The sequence below is a fragment of the Catenulispora subtropica genome (assembly GCF_039531675.1).
GTDB lineage: Bacteria > Actinomycetota > Actinomycetes > Streptomycetales > Catenulisporaceae > Catenulispora > Catenulispora subtropica.
On the sequence record NZ_BAAAQM010000066.1, the window covers coordinates 1 to 15422 of the forward strand.

General features: G+C 71.9%; 17 protein-coding genes. 9 read left to right on the forward strand and 8 right to left on the reverse strand.

All coding sequences use genetic code 11. The features are described from left to right. Nucleotides 1-197: 197 nt before the first annotated feature. The gene (locus ABD466_RS37740; RefSeq protein ID WP_344662074.1) at nucleotides 198-377 is read right to left on the reverse strand and encodes a hypothetical protein; all 180 of its coding nucleotides are present in this window, start codon (nucleotides 375-377) and stop codon (nucleotides 198-200) included. Between the two features lie 212 nt (nucleotides 378-589). On the opposite strand from ABD466_RS37740, the gene lgt reads away from it, so the two are divergent. The 3 genes from lgt to ABD466_RS37755 all read left to right on the forward strand — a co-directional run bounded on the left by lgt (nucleotide 590) and on the right by ABD466_RS37755 (nucleotide 4310). Beyond that, complete coding sequence (gene lgt / locus ABD466_RS37745; protein ID WP_344662075.1) at nucleotides 590-1549, forward strand: prolipoprotein diacylglyceryl transferase; 960 nt, start codon at nucleotides 590-592, stop codon at nucleotides 1547-1549. Between the two features lie 5 nt (nucleotides 1550-1554). Continuing rightward, complete coding sequence (locus tag ABD466_RS37750) at nucleotides 1555-2388, forward strand: phosphatase PAP2 family protein (protein ID WP_344662076.1); 834 nt, start codon at nucleotides 1555-1557, stop codon at nucleotides 2386-2388. 95 nt (nucleotides 2389-2483) lie between these two features. Beyond that, nucleotides 2484-4310, forward strand: a complete 1827-nt coding sequence (locus ABD466_RS37755; protein ID WP_344662077.1) for an MFS transporter — start codon at nucleotides 2484-2486, stop codon at nucleotides 4308-4310. A 122-nt stretch (nucleotides 4311-4432) separates the two neighbouring features. On the opposite strand, the gene steA is transcribed toward ABD466_RS37755, so the two are convergent. Then, on the reverse strand, nucleotides 4433-5629 hold the full coding sequence (gene steA, locus ABD466_RS37760; RefSeq protein WP_344662078.1) for a putative cytokinetic ring protein SteA: 1197 nt from the start codon (nucleotides 5627-5629) through the stop codon (nucleotides 4433-4435). A 163-nt stretch (nucleotides 5630-5792) separates the two neighbouring features. Here steA and ABD466_RS37765 point away from each other — a divergent pair, with 163 nt between their 5' ends. The 3 genes from ABD466_RS37765 to ABD466_RS37775 are packed head-to-tail and all read left to right on the forward strand — an operon-like array spanning nucleotide 5793 to nucleotide 8432. Beyond that, complete coding sequence (locus tag ABD466_RS37765) at nucleotides 5793-6266, forward strand: hypothetical protein (protein ID WP_344662079.1); 474 nt, start codon at nucleotides 5793-5795, stop codon at nucleotides 6264-6266. 3 nt (nucleotides 6267-6269) lie between these two features. Then, nucleotides 6270-7535: a sensor histidine kinase gene (locus tag ABD466_RS37770; protein WP_344662080.1), complete on the forward strand. Its 1266-nt coding sequence runs from the start codon at nucleotides 6270-6272 to the stop codon at nucleotides 7533-7535. 45 nt (nucleotides 7536-7580) lie between these two features. Beyond that, nucleotides 7581-8432, forward strand: coding sequence for a dienelactone hydrolase family protein (locus tag ABD466_RS37775; protein WP_344662081.1), 852 nt, complete (start codon nucleotides 7581-7583; stop codon nucleotides 8430-8432). Between the two features lie 100 nt (nucleotides 8433-8532). On the opposite strand, the gene ABD466_RS37780 is transcribed toward ABD466_RS37775, so the two are convergent. From ABD466_RS37780 to ABD466_RS37805, 6 genes are all read right to left on the reverse strand, one after another. Further along, complete coding sequence (locus ABD466_RS37780; protein ID WP_344662082.1) at nucleotides 8533-9159, reverse strand: response regulator transcription factor; 627 nt, start codon at nucleotides 9157-9159, stop codon at nucleotides 8533-8535. Between the two features lie 244 nt (nucleotides 9160-9403). Beyond that, nucleotides 9404-11146 carry a DNA repair protein RecN gene (recN, locus tag ABD466_RS37785; protein ID WP_344662120.1) on the reverse strand — a complete coding sequence of 581 codons (1743 nt, stop codon included), beginning with the start codon at nucleotides 11144-11146 and terminating at the stop codon, nucleotides 9404-9406. Between the two features lie 96 nt (nucleotides 11147-11242). Further along, on the reverse strand, nucleotides 11243-11902 hold the full coding sequence (locus tag ABD466_RS37790) for a hypothetical protein (RefSeq protein WP_344662083.1): 660 nt from the start codon (nucleotides 11900-11902) through the stop codon (nucleotides 11243-11245). A gap of 23 nt (nucleotides 11903-11925) precedes the next feature. Beyond that, the gene (locus ABD466_RS37795) at nucleotides 11926-12831 is read right to left on the reverse strand and encodes an NAD kinase (protein WP_344662084.1); all 906 of its coding nucleotides are present in this window, start codon (nucleotides 12829-12831) and stop codon (nucleotides 11926-11928) included. 3 nt (nucleotides 12832-12834) lie between these two features. Beyond that, a complete protein-coding gene (locus ABD466_RS37800) occupies nucleotides 12835-13698 on the reverse strand; it encodes a TlyA family RNA methyltransferase (RefSeq protein ID WP_344662085.1) in 864 nt (287 codons plus the stop codon). Further along, nucleotides 13695-13904 carry a hypothetical protein gene (locus ABD466_RS37805; protein WP_344662086.1) on the reverse strand — a complete coding sequence of 70 codons (210 nt, stop codon included), beginning with the start codon at nucleotides 13902-13904 and terminating at the stop codon, nucleotides 13695-13697. The genes ABD466_RS37800 and ABD466_RS37805 overlap by 4 nt, the downstream gene beginning before the upstream one ends. A gap of 75 nt (nucleotides 13905-13979) precedes the next feature. On the opposite strand from ABD466_RS37805, the gene ABD466_RS37810 reads away from it, so the two are divergent. Genes ABD466_RS37810 through ABD466_RS37820 form a run of 3 tightly spaced genes read left to right on the forward strand, consistent with a single transcriptional unit; the run spans nucleotide 13980 to nucleotide 15417 of the window. Then, nucleotides 13980-14309: an alkyl sulfatase C-terminal domain-containing protein gene (locus ABD466_RS37810; RefSeq protein ID WP_344662087.1), complete on the forward strand. Its 330-nt coding sequence runs from the start codon at nucleotides 13980-13982 to the stop codon at nucleotides 14307-14309. Then, nucleotides 14306-14758, forward strand: a complete 453-nt coding sequence (locus tag ABD466_RS37815; protein WP_344662088.1) for an SRPBCC family protein — start codon at nucleotides 14306-14308, stop codon at nucleotides 14756-14758. Before ABD466_RS37810 ends, ABD466_RS37815 begins: the two co-directional genes overlap by 4 nt. Nucleotides 14759-14796: 38 nt before the next feature. Next, nucleotides 14797-15417, forward strand: a complete 621-nt coding sequence (locus ABD466_RS37820; RefSeq protein WP_344662089.1) for a TetR/AcrR family transcriptional regulator — start codon at nucleotides 14797-14799, stop codon at nucleotides 15415-15417. Nucleotides 15418-15422 lie beyond the last annotated feature (5 nt).

Consider the following 15422-nt stretch of genomic DNA (forward strand, 5'->3'; position numbering starts at 1 on the left):
CCCGATCTCACCGCTCTTCGGCCGGTCCTGGCGAGGCAACACATGCCGAAGCGGTGCTACAGCCGGACGGTCCGCCTGACGGCCGGGATTCGAGCGGCGTCGGCATGCGCCTGACCACGATCGATGTGGTGTCGAGGCTTCGGCCTCGACACCGCTGAGTCATGCCGGTCGCAGCGACCCCGAAGCCTCTCAAGATGTCACATAGTCGCCAACGACACGATCACAACGCCCACCATCACTACCGCGATCCCGGCGATGCCTACCCATCCCCCCAGGCAGGCGAAGGCCGCAGCCCCGCCGAACAAGGTTGCGAGCAGGGCCGCGAAGCCCCGCCCCGTCAAGCCCCCACGCTCGTCCTCACCGACCACATCGATCACGTTACTTGTCCAATCTTGAGGCGCGTCACGACCGACGTTCGAGCTCAGTGGCACGGCGGCCACATCCCGTGCGGCATGACCCCGCCTGGGCATGAAGTCGACCCGAACCAAGTATTGCGGCATCAGAACTAATCGGTGTCCGTTGTATCCTGCCGGACAGGAACCGCGGCGGATCGACCGGCGCGGCCGGGAGCAGGGGCGGTCATACCTGAATGGCACTGGCATCTCTACCGAGCCCCTCCCAGGGGGTATGGCACCTGGGGCCGTTCCCGGTCCGGGCCTACGCGATGTTCATCCTCGCTGGGATCCTGGTCGCGGTGTGGTGGGCCGGGAAACGCTGGGCGGTGCGCGGCGGACACCGCGAGGACGTGGTCGACATCGCCATCTGGGCCGTCCCGTTCGGCCTGGTCGGTGGACGTCTGTACCACCTGATCACCGACCCCGAGTTCTACTTCAAGCGTGGCGAGCAGCCGATCCGGGCGCTGTATGTGTGGGACGGCGGGCTGGGAATCTGGGGCGCGGTGGCACTGGGCGCAGTGGGGGCCTGGATCGGCTGCCGCCGCAAGGGCATCAGGCTGGCCGACTTCGCCGATGCTTTGGCTCCGGCGCTGGTCCTCGCCCAAGCAATCGGCCGCTGGGGCAACTACTTCAACCAGGAACTCTACGGCCGCCCCTCCGGGCTGCCGTGGGCGATCCGCATCGACCCGGCGCATCGGCCGGACTCCACACCAGGCGCGGCGTTCTACCAGCCCACGTTCCTGTACGAATCGCTGTGGGACGCGGGCGTGGCACTGCTACTGATCTGGGCCGAGCGGCGCTGGCGGCTGGATCGCGGCCGGCTGTTCGCGCTCTACGTAGCCTGTTACACCGCAGGCCGCGCCGTAGTGGAGGCACTGCGCGACGACCACGCCAACCGCATCGCCGGGCTGCGACTCAATGACTGGGTCGCACTGCTGGTGTTCCTGGGCGCGCTGGTATTCCTGTGGCTACGCCGTGACCACGCCCTCGCCGAGGGCGGCATCGATTCGGGCCGAATCGCCCGATCGACGCCGACGACTGGCGCTGCGCCTGCCCCGACTCCGCACGACGACCGCGAGGCCTCGGTCGAGTCCGGTGATGACCAGGACGCAGTGCCGATCCCGGCAGCAACCGGCCGGGCCGACGCCGAGTGATCGGCATGCGCTCCGCCAACCCGACGCACCCACGTTTCTCCTGGGCCCGCTCGCGCTCGGCCCGGGTCCGCCCGGGCGTGTGGACCGAACTGGCACTGATCGCCATCGGCTACGGCCTGTACTCCCTGACCCGGGACGCCGTGCCCGACCACAAGACCGCGGCGATGCACCGTGCCTCCTCAGTCCTGCACGCCGAGCACGTCCTGCACATCGACATCGAACTGTCGGTCAACCATGCCTTGGACAAGATCACGCCGCTGATCGTCGGCATGAACTACTACTACGCGACGCTGCATTTCCTGATCACCATCGGTGTCCTCGTCTGGCTGTACACCAGGCAACCCCACGTCTACCGCCAGGCCCGCACCGTCCTGTTCCTGGCGACCGTGACCAGCCTGATCGGGTTCTACTTCTTCGCCCTGGCCCCACCCAGATACCTCACCGACCACGGCTTCATCGACACCGTCGTCAAACACCACACCTGGGGCTCCTGGGCCACCCCCGACGTCGACTCGGTCTCCAACCAGTACGCGGCCATGCCCTCGGACCACATCGCCTGGTCCCTGTGGTGCGGCATCATGCTCTACCGCTACGCGGCCCACCGCTGGGTCCGGCTGGCCGGACTGGTCTATCCGGCGTTCACCTTCACCGTCATCGTCGCCACCGCCAACCACTTCGTGGCCGACGCCGTCGGCGGCGCCCTGACCCTCACCGCGGCCTTCACCGCGCAACACGTCGTGCACCGGCTCCGCCCGGCCGGCGAACGAAAGCCGAGAGTGCCTGAACCGGCATCCGGCGATGCCACTGTTCGCATGCCAAGTGTTTCGGATACCAAGTAGTTCGGCAGTAGGATTGATTCAGTCGGATACCCCCCCGCGTCTGGTGTCCGACACCACCGAACAGGCCTCCCGGGCACGGCATGGGAAGGGGTCCGATGAACGGCCGACGGTCTCTCGGCAGCGCCTCCGCCCAGGCCAAACGTTCCATCGGCACGCGGCTGACAACCGAGCGCCCCCGTCCGGAGCGGATACGGCAGGCCCGCAACGCCGGGTGGCTGGCCGTGGGCACGGTGTGCTTCGGAGCGTTCATGGGCCAACTGGACGCCAGCATCGTCACCCTGACCTACAGCCCGCTGGAGCATGCGTTCGGCGTGCGGGCCGCAGCCGTGCAATGGGTGTCGCTGTCCTATCTGCTCACTCTCGTGGTCCTGCTGGTTCCGGTGGGTCGCCTGTCCGACGCTCACGGCCGCAAGCTGATGTACCTGTACGGCTTCGCCGTTTTCACGGCGGCCTCAGCCGCCTGCGCCGTGGCCCCGACGCTGACGGTGTTGATCGGATGCCGGGTCCTGCAAGCGGTCGGCGCGGCAATGCTGCAAGCCAACTCGGTCGCCCTGGTCACCTCCTCGGCGCCGCCGGGACGGATGAGAGCGGCACTGGGCGTACAGGCCGCCGCGCAGGCTTTGGGCCTTGCGCTGGGTCCGGTGGTGGGCGGGCTGTCGGTCGACCGTTTCGGCTGGTCCTCGGTGTTCTGGGTGAACGTGCCGATCGGAGTGATCGCGCTGGCCGCCGGGCAGATCCTGCTCCCCCGCACCCGAGCCTTCACTCCGATCTCCGGATTCGACGGCATCGGACTGGCACTGCTGACAATGTCCGGCATCAGCCTGCTGCTGGGGCTGTCGGCGGTCTCCGGGATCCCCATCACCTCGACCGGCACCGCGGCTCTGCTGATCGTCGCCATCGTGGCCGGGTGGCTGTTCATCCGCCGTCAGTCCCGCACCGTGAGCCCGTTGGTCGAGCTGACAGTACTGCACGCACCCGGTGTCGCTCGCGGCCTGGCCGGTGCGATGTGCGGATACCTGGTGTTGTTCGGGCCGTTGGTGGCTGTCCCGGCGATCCTCGCCGGCCGCAGCAGCGGCCAGATCGGCGCGGTGCTGAGCGCGCTGCCTGCCGGGTTCGCCGTCGCAGCCTTGGCCGACCGGGCGGTACCGACGGGCTGGGCCGATACCCGACGTGGTCTGGCCGGTGCGGTGATCACGGCCGGTGCACTCACCGCCCTGCTGGCGGCCCCGAAGAGCCCTGGCGTACTGGCCTTGCTGCTGTTCGTCCTCGGCACCGGGCTGGGCATATACACCCCGGCGAACAACACCACGGTGATGGCCGCGATTCCGGCCCGCTCGGCGGGCACCGGCGGCAGCCTGGTCAGCATGGCGCGCGGTCTGGGCACCGCGCTCGGGGTCGCGCTGGTGACGCTGGCGATGCACGTGGGTCGGCACAGCAACGGCGCTTTGACCCAGGCTCGGGCCGCCTTCGGCATCCTGCTCATCGCGGCACTGGTCTTGCTTTCCCTGACGGCGATGCGCACCGGCCGACCCGGGCAGGCGCCGCACCAGGCTGGTCGGATCCGCCTTGGACGCCCTGCGGTGGAGGAGCCCACCTACTCCGACGAATGGTTCCTGACCGGTGTGGGCTCGGACGTCGAACAGCGACGATGGGCGGCGAAGTATCACCGCCGCCTGGCGCCCGATGCGGCGGACGGAGTCGTGGTACCGGTGATCCGAAGCGGACACGTGCGATTCCGCCAGGGCGGCGCCGCCGCGAACCTGCGTGCCGCCTCGGAGTGGCTGGATGCGAACCCTTGCTGGCGCCTGGATTCCCTGCGGTACGAGTACGCCGGCCCGGCGGAGCTGGCCGACGTCGATGATGACGAAGGGCCCTGCGCCGAGCTGTGGCTGCTGGTCGAACACGCCGAACAAGAAGCCTGACCGGGGAAGTAAGACAGGGCGTGACCGACGGCCACGCCCTGCAGAGGGAACCGCGACTATCCGAAGCGGCCGGTGATGTAGTCCTCGGTCGCCTTCTCCGTCGGGTTGGCGACGTCGACTGACTACGAAAACCAGCCCCGCACCCAGAACACGAAGTCGTCCCACACTGAGCCCAGCACGGTCAGATACCCCTTCCCGGCCGGCGAGACCAGCAGCGTGGCGACGATGGTGGTGAGCGCCGCCAGCACGAGGGCGGCCAGCGACGCGTTGGAGATCCGGCTGCGGTACAGCCGCGAGACCCCTTTGGCGTCCACCAGTTTGCCACCCACGCGCAACCTGGTCAGGAAGGTGGAGGCCATGCCGCCCCGGCCCTTCTCCAGGAACTCCACCAGGTTGCTGTGGCCGCCGACCGCGACGATGAGGCTCGCGCCCTTGTCGTCGGCCAGCAGCATCGCCACGTCCTCGCTGGTGCCGGCCGCCGGGAACACCGTGCACGGCAGCCCGAGGGAGGTGACGCGGTCCAGCCCGGGCGCGGTTCCGTCCGGGTAGGCGTGCACGATCAGCTCCGCGCCGCACGCCAGCGCCTCGTCGGACACCGAGTCCATGTCGCCGACGATGATGTCGGGCCGGTGTCCGGTCTCCAGCAGCGCGTCCGCCCCGCCGTCCACCCCGATGCACACCGGCCGGTACTCGCGGATGTAGGGGCGCAGGACCGCGAGGTCGTCCTTGTGGTGGGCGCCGCGCACGACCATGAGCACGTGGCGGCCGTCCAGGCGGGTGGCGATGTCCGGCACGCCGACGCCGTCGAACAGCAGGTCCCGCTCAGCGCGCAGGTACTCCATGGTGTTCGCGGTGAACGCCTCGATCTGCTCGGCGACCATGGAGCGGGCCTCGGCCAGCGCCTCGACCACCTCGGTCAGCTCCACCGTCTTGCCGACGGCCACCGGCGTGCTGCCGCGCAGCAGGACGTTACCGTCCAGCCGCACCGTGTCGCCCTCGGTGACGCGCTCCAGCACCGCCGCCCCGACCTCGTCGACGACCGGGATCCCGGCCGAGACGAGGATCTCCAGACCGAGCGCGGGATAGCGGCCGGACAGCGACTTGGCGGCGTTCACCACGGCGGCGGGCTTGCACGCCAGCAGCGCCTCGGCGGCCGGGCGGTCCAGGTCGAGGTGGTCGATGAGCGCGATCTCGCCGGCCTTCAGGCGCTTGGTCAGGTCCTTGGTCCGCCGGTCCACCCGGACCACGCCGGACAGACCCGGCAAGTCTGGCTGGCGGGCCTGGGCTCGGCGGCTGGGGCGGAACGGGAGGTACGACATCTCTGGCGGTTATCGTCCCACGACCGGACCTCGGGACGGTAAGGGATTGGCGGGTGGGATCGGCGGGTGGGACATCTCCACCGAGGCTTCCCCACACATCTCCACCCGCCTCTCCACCCTCGCTCCGATCCCGGGAGGCGCCGGGATTCCTACCGTCGAAGCCATGAACATCGTGCAGATCGCCCTCATCGTCCTGGTCCTGGCCCTGGTCGTCGGCAAGCGCCTGGCCGGCCGCCCGGTGGACACCCGCCGCTCGGTGGTGATGCCGGGCATCCTCGCCGTCTACGGCCTGGTCGTCCTGCGGAAGGCGGGGCCGGTCACGCACACCGACCAGATCTGGCTCGCCGTGTCCGGCGCCGTCTCGATCGCCTTCGGACTGGCCCGCGGCGCCACCGTGCGCCTGTACGCCCGCAACGGCTACCTGTGGGCCCGCTACCGCCCGAGCACCATCCTGCTGTGGGTGGCCTCCATCGCCGCCCGCTTCGCCGTCGAGGCCGCGGCGGTCGCCTCCGGAGCCGGCCGCGGGGTCATGACCTCGGCGCTGATGCTGATGTTCGGGCTCTCCCTGGCCGCCGAGTCGCTGGTGGTCGTGCCGCGCGCCCAGGCGTCCGGCATCCCGGTCATGGCACGGTCCTGACCCGTGGCCGTCGGGGCGAGCGCCTTGATCACCGTGGCGGACGTGCTTGCCGCGGTCCGCGGCGGGCAGACTGACCCCATCATGATGACCGGCCCCGGCGACGACTTCCCCGATCTGCGGCGATGGACCGAGCGGCGTCCGGCCGCCGCCGTGGCGCTGCGGCTGGGCGGGCTGCTCCTCATCGGGGTGACGCTGGTGAAGTCGGGCCAGCACGCGGCCTGGCCGCTGGCGGCGGTGGCGATCGCGGCCGCCGTGGTGTGGACGCTGTCCGCCTCCCGCCACCTCACCGCCGCCGTCCCCGCCGCGATCGTTTTCGGCCTCTGCGGCGCGGTGATGGCCGGGATGGGCTGGGGCGAGCCGGCCGGGCTGACGTTCGTGTTCATGGCCATGCTCTACTTGCAGGCCGTCGGCGAGCCGCGGGTGGTCGCGCTGTCCACCGGCGTCGCGCTGCTCGTCGTCGGCACGTTCTGCGCCCTGGTCGCGGACCGGGCCGCGGACCTGCCGTGGATCATCGGCGTCACCTTCGGCGGCGCCCTGCTCGGCGACGTGCGCCGCTCCCGGATGCTGGCGCTGCGGCGCGCGCAGGAGCTGCTGGCGATGACGCGGCGGGCCAACGCGGAGCAGGCCCACGCGGCGGCGCTGGCCGAGCGCGGGCGGATAGCACGGGACGTGCACGACGTGCTGGCGCACTCGCTGTCGGGCCTGGCGATCCAGCTGGAGGCCGCCGACGCGCTGCTGACCGAGGGCGGCGACGTCGACGCCGCGCACACGATGGTGGTGCGAGCGCGGCGGCTGGCGCGGGACGGGCTGGCGGAGGTGCGGCGCGCGGTGGCGGCGCTGCGCGAGGACGTGAAGCCGCCGGAGGAGACGCTGGCGAAGCTGGTGGCCGACTACGGCGCGGACACGGGGTGGAAGGCGACCTTCGAGCTGGTGGGCGGCCCGGTGCCGGCGCTGGAGGTGGAAACGGCGCAGGGCTTGCAGCGGGTGGCGCAGGAGGCGCTGACGAACGCGCGCAAGCACGCACCGGGAGCACCGGTGGAGGTGCGGCTGTCAGTCGGCGTGGACACGGTCACGCTGACAGTGGCGAACGACGCACCGACGGCGGCCTCGGCTCCGCTGGCCGACTCGGGCGGCGGGTGGGGCATCGTGGGCCTGCGGGAGCGGGTCGAGTTACTGGGGGGAACACTGACGGCGGAGGCGACGGAACGGGGCGGGTGGCAGGTGATCGCCACGGTTCCGATCGTTATCTCCGACATCTTCCAAAATTGATTCGGTTGTGGTAATATGCTGTTTTAGCGAGGTTATGGTGTGGGCGTGTGCCATGACCCCGCTTCTCACCCGCCGGTGTTCGAACCGGCTTCCGGGCCGGTCGCCTCCCGCGACACTCTGGTCCTGACTTCCAGCGACGGCTCGCGCTTCAGCGCTTTCCATGCCGTCCCGGGCCGGCCTGGTCGGCCCCACGGCACCTCGGTTCTGGTGCTCCCCGACAACCGCGGACTCACCGGTTTCTACGAAGAACTCTGCATCCGCCTCGCCGAGCAGGGGCATCCCGCGATGGCCATCGACTACTACGGAAGGAGTGCGGGGCCGGACCACCGCGCGCGCGACGACGCGTTCCCGTTCATGGAGCACCTGTTCCGGGTGACGCGCGAAGGTTTGTTCGCGGATATTCGGGCAGGGATCGCCGCGCTGCGGAACGGGGCGGGGGGCACGAACCTCGACGCCACCGCACCAGCCGAGGTCGCCGTCCTCGGGTTCTGCTTCGGCGGCCGCCAAGCCTTCCTGACCGCCGCGCCGGAGTTCGGCACCCGCGGCGCGATCGGCTTCTACGGCTTCCCCGACGAGCTGTTCGGCGCGCCGGGCCCGACGCAGCTGGCCGACGGCCTCACCGCGCCCATCCTCGGCCTGTTCGGCGGCGCCGACGCCGGGATCAGCGCCGAGCACGTGGCCGCGTTCGGGCGCGCGCTCGGCGGGACGCCGCACGAGTTCGTGACGTACCCCGGCATGCCGCACAGCTTCTTCGACCAGCCAGCTGACGCCGCCGATCCTGTCGATCCTGTCGATCCTGTCGACGTCGCTGGCCCGAGCACGCCCGCCGACCCGGACGGTGCGCGGGCCGCGGCATGCGCGGACGCGTGGCGCCGGGTCCTGGCGTTCCTCGCTTGACGCCAGGTCAGGCGGCCAGCCACGCCGACCCGTGTTCGAACCGCCCCCACCTGGCGACGACGATCGCGGGAAAGCGCCGCGTCTCCGGGTACCGCGACCCTCAGTCCAGCCCGTGCCGCAACGCGTACCGCACCGCCTGCGCCCGATCCCGCACGCCGATCTTGGCGAACAGGTTGTTGATATGCGTCTTCACCGTCGCCGCCGAAACGAACAGCTCCTCGGCGATCTCCGTGTTCGACTTACCGCGGGCGATGAGGGTGAGCACTTCAGCCTCGCGCGGCGTGAGCTCGGCGACGGCGGGCACGTCCACGGCCGCGGCGAGCAGCGTGGCGGTCACGCCGTCGTCCAGGACCGACTGCCCGGAGGCCGCGGCTTCGATCGCCCGGGCGATCTCGGCGCGGCCGGACTCCTTGGTGAGGTAGCCGGTCGCGCCGGCGCGGAGGGCCTTGAGGATCGAGGCGTCGTCGGCGTGGGTGGTGAGCACCACGACCCGCACCCCCGGCGCGCGCTCGCCGATCAGCCGGGTCGCCTCCACCCCGTCGACGCCGGGCATGCGCAGGTCCATCAGGACCACATCGGGGTGCAGCGTCTCGGCCGCGACCACCGCCGCCGCGCCGTCCGCGGCCTCCCCCACGACCTCGACCCCGGACGTGACCGACAGCAGCGCCACCAGCCCGTCCCGGACCGCCGCCTGGTCGTCGGCCACCACCACTCGGATCACTGCCACCGCAGCATTCTCACATCATGGCGAGTCGGGGCCGCGCACACCCGCCCGGACCGGCGGCCGGGGAGAGCGATCAGCCCTGCGCTGCGCGGCTCGGCCCAGCACGGCCCTGCGCTGCGCGGCTCGGCCCAGCACGGCCCTGCGCTGCGCGGCCCCAGCCCTGCTCGGCCAGCACGGCCCTGCGCTGCGCGGCTCGGCCCGGCTCTGCTCGGCCCGGCTCATACCGGACCCGCCCCGCCCCGCCCTCCTAAGCCCGCTGCCGATCCGCCGCCGCAGCCTGCAGCAGCTCATCAGCGTGCGCCTGCCCCAGCTCCGACTCCTCCAACCCGGCCAGCATCCGCGCCAGCTCCCGACGCCGCTCCGCGTCGTCCAGCACCGTCACCCCGGACCGCGTCACCGAGCCGTCGTTCGCCTTGCGCACCACCAGCTGCCGGTCGGCGAAGGCGGCGACCTGGGGCAGGTGTGTCACCACCACGACCTGGGCCGAGCGCGCCAGGCGTGCCAGGCGTCGTCCCACCTCCACCGCGGCCTTGCCGCCCACGCCCGCGTCGACCTCGTCGAAGACGAACGTCGGCACCGGGTCCGAGCCGGCGAAGACGACCTCGACCGCCAGCATCACCCGGGACAGCTCGCCGCCCGAGGCGCCCTTGGCGATGGGCAGGAACGGCGCGCCCGGATGCGGTGCGAGGCGCAGTTCGACGTCGTCGACGCCCGTCGGCCCGAACGCGACCGTGCGGCCGTCGATCTCGAGGCCGTCCGCCGTCTCCTTCTGGGTCACCGGCACCTCGATGCGGGCGTGCGGCATCGCGAGTTCGGCCAGCTCCGTCGTCACCGCGGCCGCGAACTTGTCCGCGGCCTGCGCGCGTCCCGCGGAGACCCGGGCCGCCAGCCGCGCCAGCTCCGCCCGGGCCGCGACCCGCTCCTCCTGGAGCCCCGAGATGCGGTCGTCGTCGCCTTCCAGCTCGGCCAGACGCAGCGCGCCCGTCGACGCCCAGGCGAGCACGTCCGTCAGCTTCGGGCCGTACTTCCGCATCACCGCGTTGAGGTCGCTGATCCGCTGCTGCACGTCCGCCAGCCGGCGCGGGTCGGCCTCGATCGAGTCCGCGTACGCCGCCAGGTCCGTCGACACGTCCGCCAGCAGGAACGACGCCTCGTCCAGCCGCGACGCCAGCTCGGCCAGAGCCGGGTCGTGGCCGCGGGCCCCCTCCAACGCGCGGGTGGCCTCCGACAGCAGTGACAGGGCGTTGATCGACGCCGGGTCGTCCGGGCTGCCGGCCAGCGCCATGTGCGCGCCCCCGGACGCGGTGCGCAGGGTGTCGGCGTGGCCCAGGCGCTCGGCCTCGGCCGCCAGCTCCTCGTCCTCGCCCTCGACCGGTTCCAGGCGCTCGACCTCGGCCAGGCCGAAACGCAGGAGGTCGGCTTCCTGGGCGCGCTCGCGGGCGCGGGTGGTGAGCTCGTCGAGGGTCGCCTCGATCTTCTTCAGGCGGTCGTAGCAGGCCTTGTACTCGGCCAGCGGTTCGGCGACGGCGGGGCCGGCGTAGCGGTCCAGGGCCTGGCGCTGGCGGGCCGGCTGGAGGAGGGACTGCTGCGCCGACTGGCCGTGCATGGCGACCAGGTCGTCGGCCAGGCCGCCGAGGACGCCGATCGGGACCGCGGCGCCCCCGAGGCTGGCGCGGGAGCGGCCTTCCACGGACACCGAGCGGGAGATGATGAGCTCGGCGCGGTCCTCGCCCACGGGTTCGAACTCGGCGCCGGCGTCGGCGGCGGCCCGGGCGGCCGGGCCCTTCGGGTCCACGAGCAGCCGGCCCTCCACCGAGGCGCGTTCGGCGCCCGGGCGGACCAGCGCGGAATCCGAGCGGCCGCCGAACAGCAGCCCCAGGCCGGTGACCACCATCGTCTTGCCCGCGCCGGTCTCGCCGGTGACCGCCGTGAATCCGGGCGACAGCTCCAACACCGCGTCCTCGATGACGCCGAGGCCGCGAATCCTCATCTGCTCCAGCACGGATACGACACTAAGTGGTCGTGGGGCCGATGCGGTACCTGCGCGCCGGATTCGTCCCCTTAGGAGTAATAACCGGGCCGAAGTTCATGACCCTGACATGTTGTCAGGGCCGCTGTCGCCCGGCGTCCAGTCCGCACGACGTTTGCGCAGGGCGTTGTACTTCTCGCGGGCGGACTTCTCCTCCGCCGACCGCTTCACACTCGTGTTGAACGCCCGCAACACGTCACCCTTGGTCGCGGTCCCGGCGGCCGCGGCGGCCTCGGCGCTCTTGTGGGCGGCCTTGGCCTCCTTCGTCCTGGCCACCGCGCCGCGCCAGGCCTGATGCGCCTTCTGCAGCTGCTCGTCGCTCGGAGGCGGCTGCGTGGTGTCGATCTCCGGCAGCCCGGCCAGTTCGCGCTCGGCCCGCTCCACCGCCGCCTCGGCCAGGGACCGCCGCCTCTCCTCGTGCCGCGCCAGCAGCGCCGGCTCGTCGATCACGACCGTGGCGCGCTGGTCGGCGGCGTAGCGGACCGGGATGATGTCGCCGACGCCCGCCGAGACCGGGGCGCCGTGCAGGTCGCTCCCGATACGGCCGGGGACGTCCGCGGTCGTCCCGTCGGGGTAGTGCACGCGCAGCCGCAGTTCGTACCAGACCGGTGAGGTGCCGCCGCCCCCGACGTGGCCGCCGTGGATCCGCGCGTCGAGAACGACCGCCTCGGCCGGTTCGCCCTCGTGCAGAAGCCGCTTGCGCTTGCCGAACATCATCCGCCCCCACCTCCGGGGCCAGACTATTTCTCCGCGCGCCACCCGTCGACGGGCAGCGCGAACTTGGCCACCAGCCGGTCGGTGAACGGCGCGTGGTGCAGGCGGGCGAACCGCACCGGCAGCGCGCCCCGGCGCACCTTCACCCGCGCGCCGTGCGGCAGGTCCAGCACACGGCGCCCGTCGCACCACATCACAGCACCCTTGCTCGTCGGGTCGTCGCCGTTCGGTTGCAGCTCCAGCTCCAGCATGGAGTGCGGGGACACGACCAGCGGCCGGGCGAACAGAGCGTGCGCACTGATCGGCACCAGCAGCAGCGCGTCCAGATCGGGCCAGACGATCGGGCCGCCGGCGGAGAAGTTGTAGGCCGTGGAGCCGGTCGGGGTGGCGAAGATGACGCCGTCGCAGCCCCACTTGGACAGCGGGCGGCCGTCGATCGAGATCCGGACCTCGACCATGCGTTCGCGCGAGTACTTCTCGACGCTGGCCTCGTTCAGCGCCCAGGACCGGTCGAGCACCCGGCCGTCCAGCCCGACCTCGACGTCGACCGTCATCCGCTCCTCGACCTCGTAGTCGCGGGCCACGATGCGGTCCACGACGTAGGCCAGGTCCTCGTACTCGGCCTCGGCCAGGAAGCCGACGCGTCCCAGGTTCACGCCCAGCAGCGGGATGCCGGCGGCGCGGGCGATCTCGGCGCCGCGCAGCACCGTGCCGTCGCCGCCGAGGACCACGACGAGCTCGACGCCTTCTCCGGCGCCGGCGCCCGCCGGGCACACTTGCGCGTCCGTCTCCAGCTCCCCGGCCTCGCCGGCCAGCACCCGCACGCTGACGCCCGCGGCGCCCAGCCGCGCGACCGTGTCCCGCGCGGCATCCAGCGCCACCTGCCGGCCGGTGTGGACGACCAACAGCACCGCGCGCTCGCCGTGTCCCATCGCCTAGTCCCCAGACCCCTCGTCGCCGTTCGTGCCCGATCCCGCGTCGAACCGGCCGTCGCCGGCCGGGCCCTCCTCGATGGCGCGCGCCAGGTCCTCCTCGCGCAGCGGCGGCGCGTCGGCGCGCAGCCAGAGGAAGTACTCGACGTTGCCAGCCGGGCCTGGAAGCGGGCTCGCGGCGACCCCGCGCACCCCGAGACCGCACCGGGCCGCGGCCGCCGCCACGTCCCGCACCGCCTCGGCGTGCAGCGCGACGTCGCGCACCACGCCTCCGGAGCCCAGGCGCTCCCTGCCGACCTCGAACTGCGGCTTGACCATCAGCGCCAGGTCCGCCTCCGGGGTCGCGCACGCGGCCAGCGCCGGGAGCACCAGCCGCAGGGAGATGAACGAAAGATCACCCACCACGAGTTCCACCCGACCGCCGATCATGTCCGGCGTCAAGTCGCGGACGTTCGTGCGGTCCAGGACGGTGACCCGGTCGTCGGTGCGCAGCGACCAGGCCAGCTGGCCGTAGCCGACGTCGACCGCGACCACGTGCGCGGCGCCGTTGCGCAGCAGCACGTCGGTGAAGCCGCCGGTGGAGGCGCCGGCGTCCAGGGCGCGCCGGCCCTGGAAGCTGAGGCCGTGCGGCCCGAACGCGGCCAGCGCGCCGGCGAGTTTGTGGCCGCCGCGGGAGACGTAGTCCTCCCCGTCCTTGGCCTCGGTGACGAGCACCGGCGCGGAGGTCTCCACCTGGGTCGCCGGCTTGGTCGCGGTCTGCCCGTTGACGCTCACCCGCCCGGCCTCGATCAGCTCCCGCGCCTGCTCCCGGGAGCGGGCCAGTCTGCGGCGGACCAGTTCGGCGTCCAGGCGGCGCCGCGCGGTCACCGGCCGCTGCCGGGGCCGCCGGAGCCCTGGCCGCCCGCGGGCTGCTCGGCCAGGATCGCGCGCAGGTCGTTGTGGATCGCGTCGTAGACCTCGGCGTGGCCGGCCAGCGCGGTGCCCGGCAGGCCGGTGAGACGGTCCAGGACGTCGTCCACCGGACGGTGGCCCGAGTGCTCGAAGTCCACCTGCACAGGGAGTTCCTCGTCCATCTTCGCGCTGCTCGCCTTCGGTTGCCGGTAGTTCACCCCGAACGCTATCGCGCCGGTTCGAGTAAGGTCGCGAACGTGGCCACCATCGACGAATGCCGGGAAGCGCTCAAGGAGTTCGCCGGGAAGCTCGGCGGCATGGACGACTCGAACAAGAAGCTGGTGCGGACCGTGAGCCTGCGGGTTCCGGATCTGGACGTCACCTTCCACGGGGTGCTGCGCGAGGGCGCTCTGGAGGACGTCACCACCGAGCCCAGGGAGCGGGCGCAGGTCCGGCTGACGATCAACAGCGACGACCTGCTCGCGCTGGTCGCCGGCGATCTGAACTTCGCGGCGGCGTGGGCCCGCGGCCGGGTGAAGCTGGAAGCCTCGTTCTCGGACCTGCTGAGGCTGCGGAAACTGCTGTGACCCGTTCGACGCGCTTCATCCGCGCCCCGCGCGCCGCCGTCTACCGCGCCCTCCTCGACGCCGACGCCGTCCGGCACTGGATGGTCCCCGACGGGATGACGAGCGAGATCCACTCCTTCGAGGGATGGCAGGGCGGAGGGTTCCGCATTTCCCTGACGTATGACGCGCCCACCGGGGCCGGGAAGACCTCCGCGCGGACCGACACGTTCCACGGCCGGTTCGTGGAACTGGTCCCGGACGCCAAGGTCGTGCAGGCCGTCGAGTTCGAGACCGACGACCCCGCGCTGCGAGGCGAGATGACGATCACCTACGTGCTCACCGACGCCGAGGGCGGCACCGACCTGGCCTTCCGCCACGACGACCTGCCGCCGGGCGTGTCGCCGGCCGACAACGAGCTGGGCACCCGGATGTCCCTGGACAAGCTCGCGCGCCTGGTCGAGGAAGACTGAGCTCAACAAACCGGCAGCACTGCCTGTAAGTTGAACGGGTGACCGCACGCCGCACCCAGGAGGAACGTTCCGCCGCCACCCGGCGCCTGCTGCTCGACGCGACCGTCGAGTGCCTGGTCGAGCACGGCTACGCCGGCACCACCACGACCCGGGTCTCGGAGCTGGCCGGCGTCTCGCGCGGCGCGCAGGTGCACCACTTCGCGACCAAGGACGAGCTCGTGGTGGCCGCCGTGCGGCACCTGGCCGAGCAGCAGGCGCAGATGGTGCTGACCCGGCCGGACATCCTGGCCGGCTCGGCCGACCCGGTCGGGGACGCGCTGGAGCTGCTCTGGAAGGCGCACCAGGGGCCGACCTTCGACGCCGCGATCGAGCTGTGGGTGGCCGCGCGCACCGATCCGGAGCTGCGCGAGGCCACCACGGCGTTCGAGCGGGCGCTGACCGCGCGGTTCGTCGAGGTCTCGCAGATCCTGTTCGGGACACGGGTCACGGCGCTGCCGGACTTCCAGTCCCGGCTGCTGACCGCGCTGGAGGCCATGCGGGGGCTGCGGATGGTGTCGTTCCTGCACCCGCACCCCTCGGCCCGGATGGACGAGCGGTGGCAGCGGTCGAAGACGCTGCTGCGGCCGCTGTTCGAAGCGGCACCCCACCGCGATATCTGATACAC

Bases quoted from the DNA above. Each gene is read 5' to 3' on its own strand.
- ABD466_RS37805 (WP_344662086.1), bottom strand. From the start codon at position 13,904: ATGGACGAGGAACTCCCTGTGCAGGTGGACTTCGAGCACTCGGGCCAC.
- ABD466_RS37765 (WP_344662079.1), top strand. From the start codon at position 5,793: ATGAACATCGTGCAGATCGCCCTCATCGTCCTGGTCCTGGCCCTGGTC.
- recN (WP_344662120.1), bottom strand. From the start codon at position 11,146: ATGAGGATTCGCGGCCTCGGCGTCATCGAGGACGCGGTGTTGGAGCTG.
- steA (WP_344662078.1), bottom strand. From the start codon at position 5,629: ATGTCGTACCTCCCGTTCCGCCCCAGCCGCCGAGCCCAGGCCCGCCAG.
- lgt (WP_344662075.1), top strand. From the start codon at position 590: ATGGCACTGGCATCTCTACCGAGCCCCTCCCAGGGGGTATGGCACCTG.
- ABD466_RS37755 (WP_344662077.1), top strand. From the start codon at position 2,484: ATGAACGGCCGACGGTCTCTCGGCAGCGCCTCCGCCCAGGCCAAACGT.
- ABD466_RS37750 (WP_344662076.1), top strand. From the start codon at position 1,555: ATGCGCTCCGCCAACCCGACGCACCCACGTTTCTCCTGGGCCCGCTCG.
- ABD466_RS37790 (WP_344662083.1), bottom strand. From the start codon at position 11,902: ATGATGTTCGGCAAGCGCAAGCGGCTTCTGCACGAGGGCGAACCGGCC.
- ABD466_RS37795 (WP_344662084.1), bottom strand. From the start codon at position 12,831: ATGGGACACGGCGAGCGCGCGGTGCTGTTGGTCGTCCACACCGGCCGG.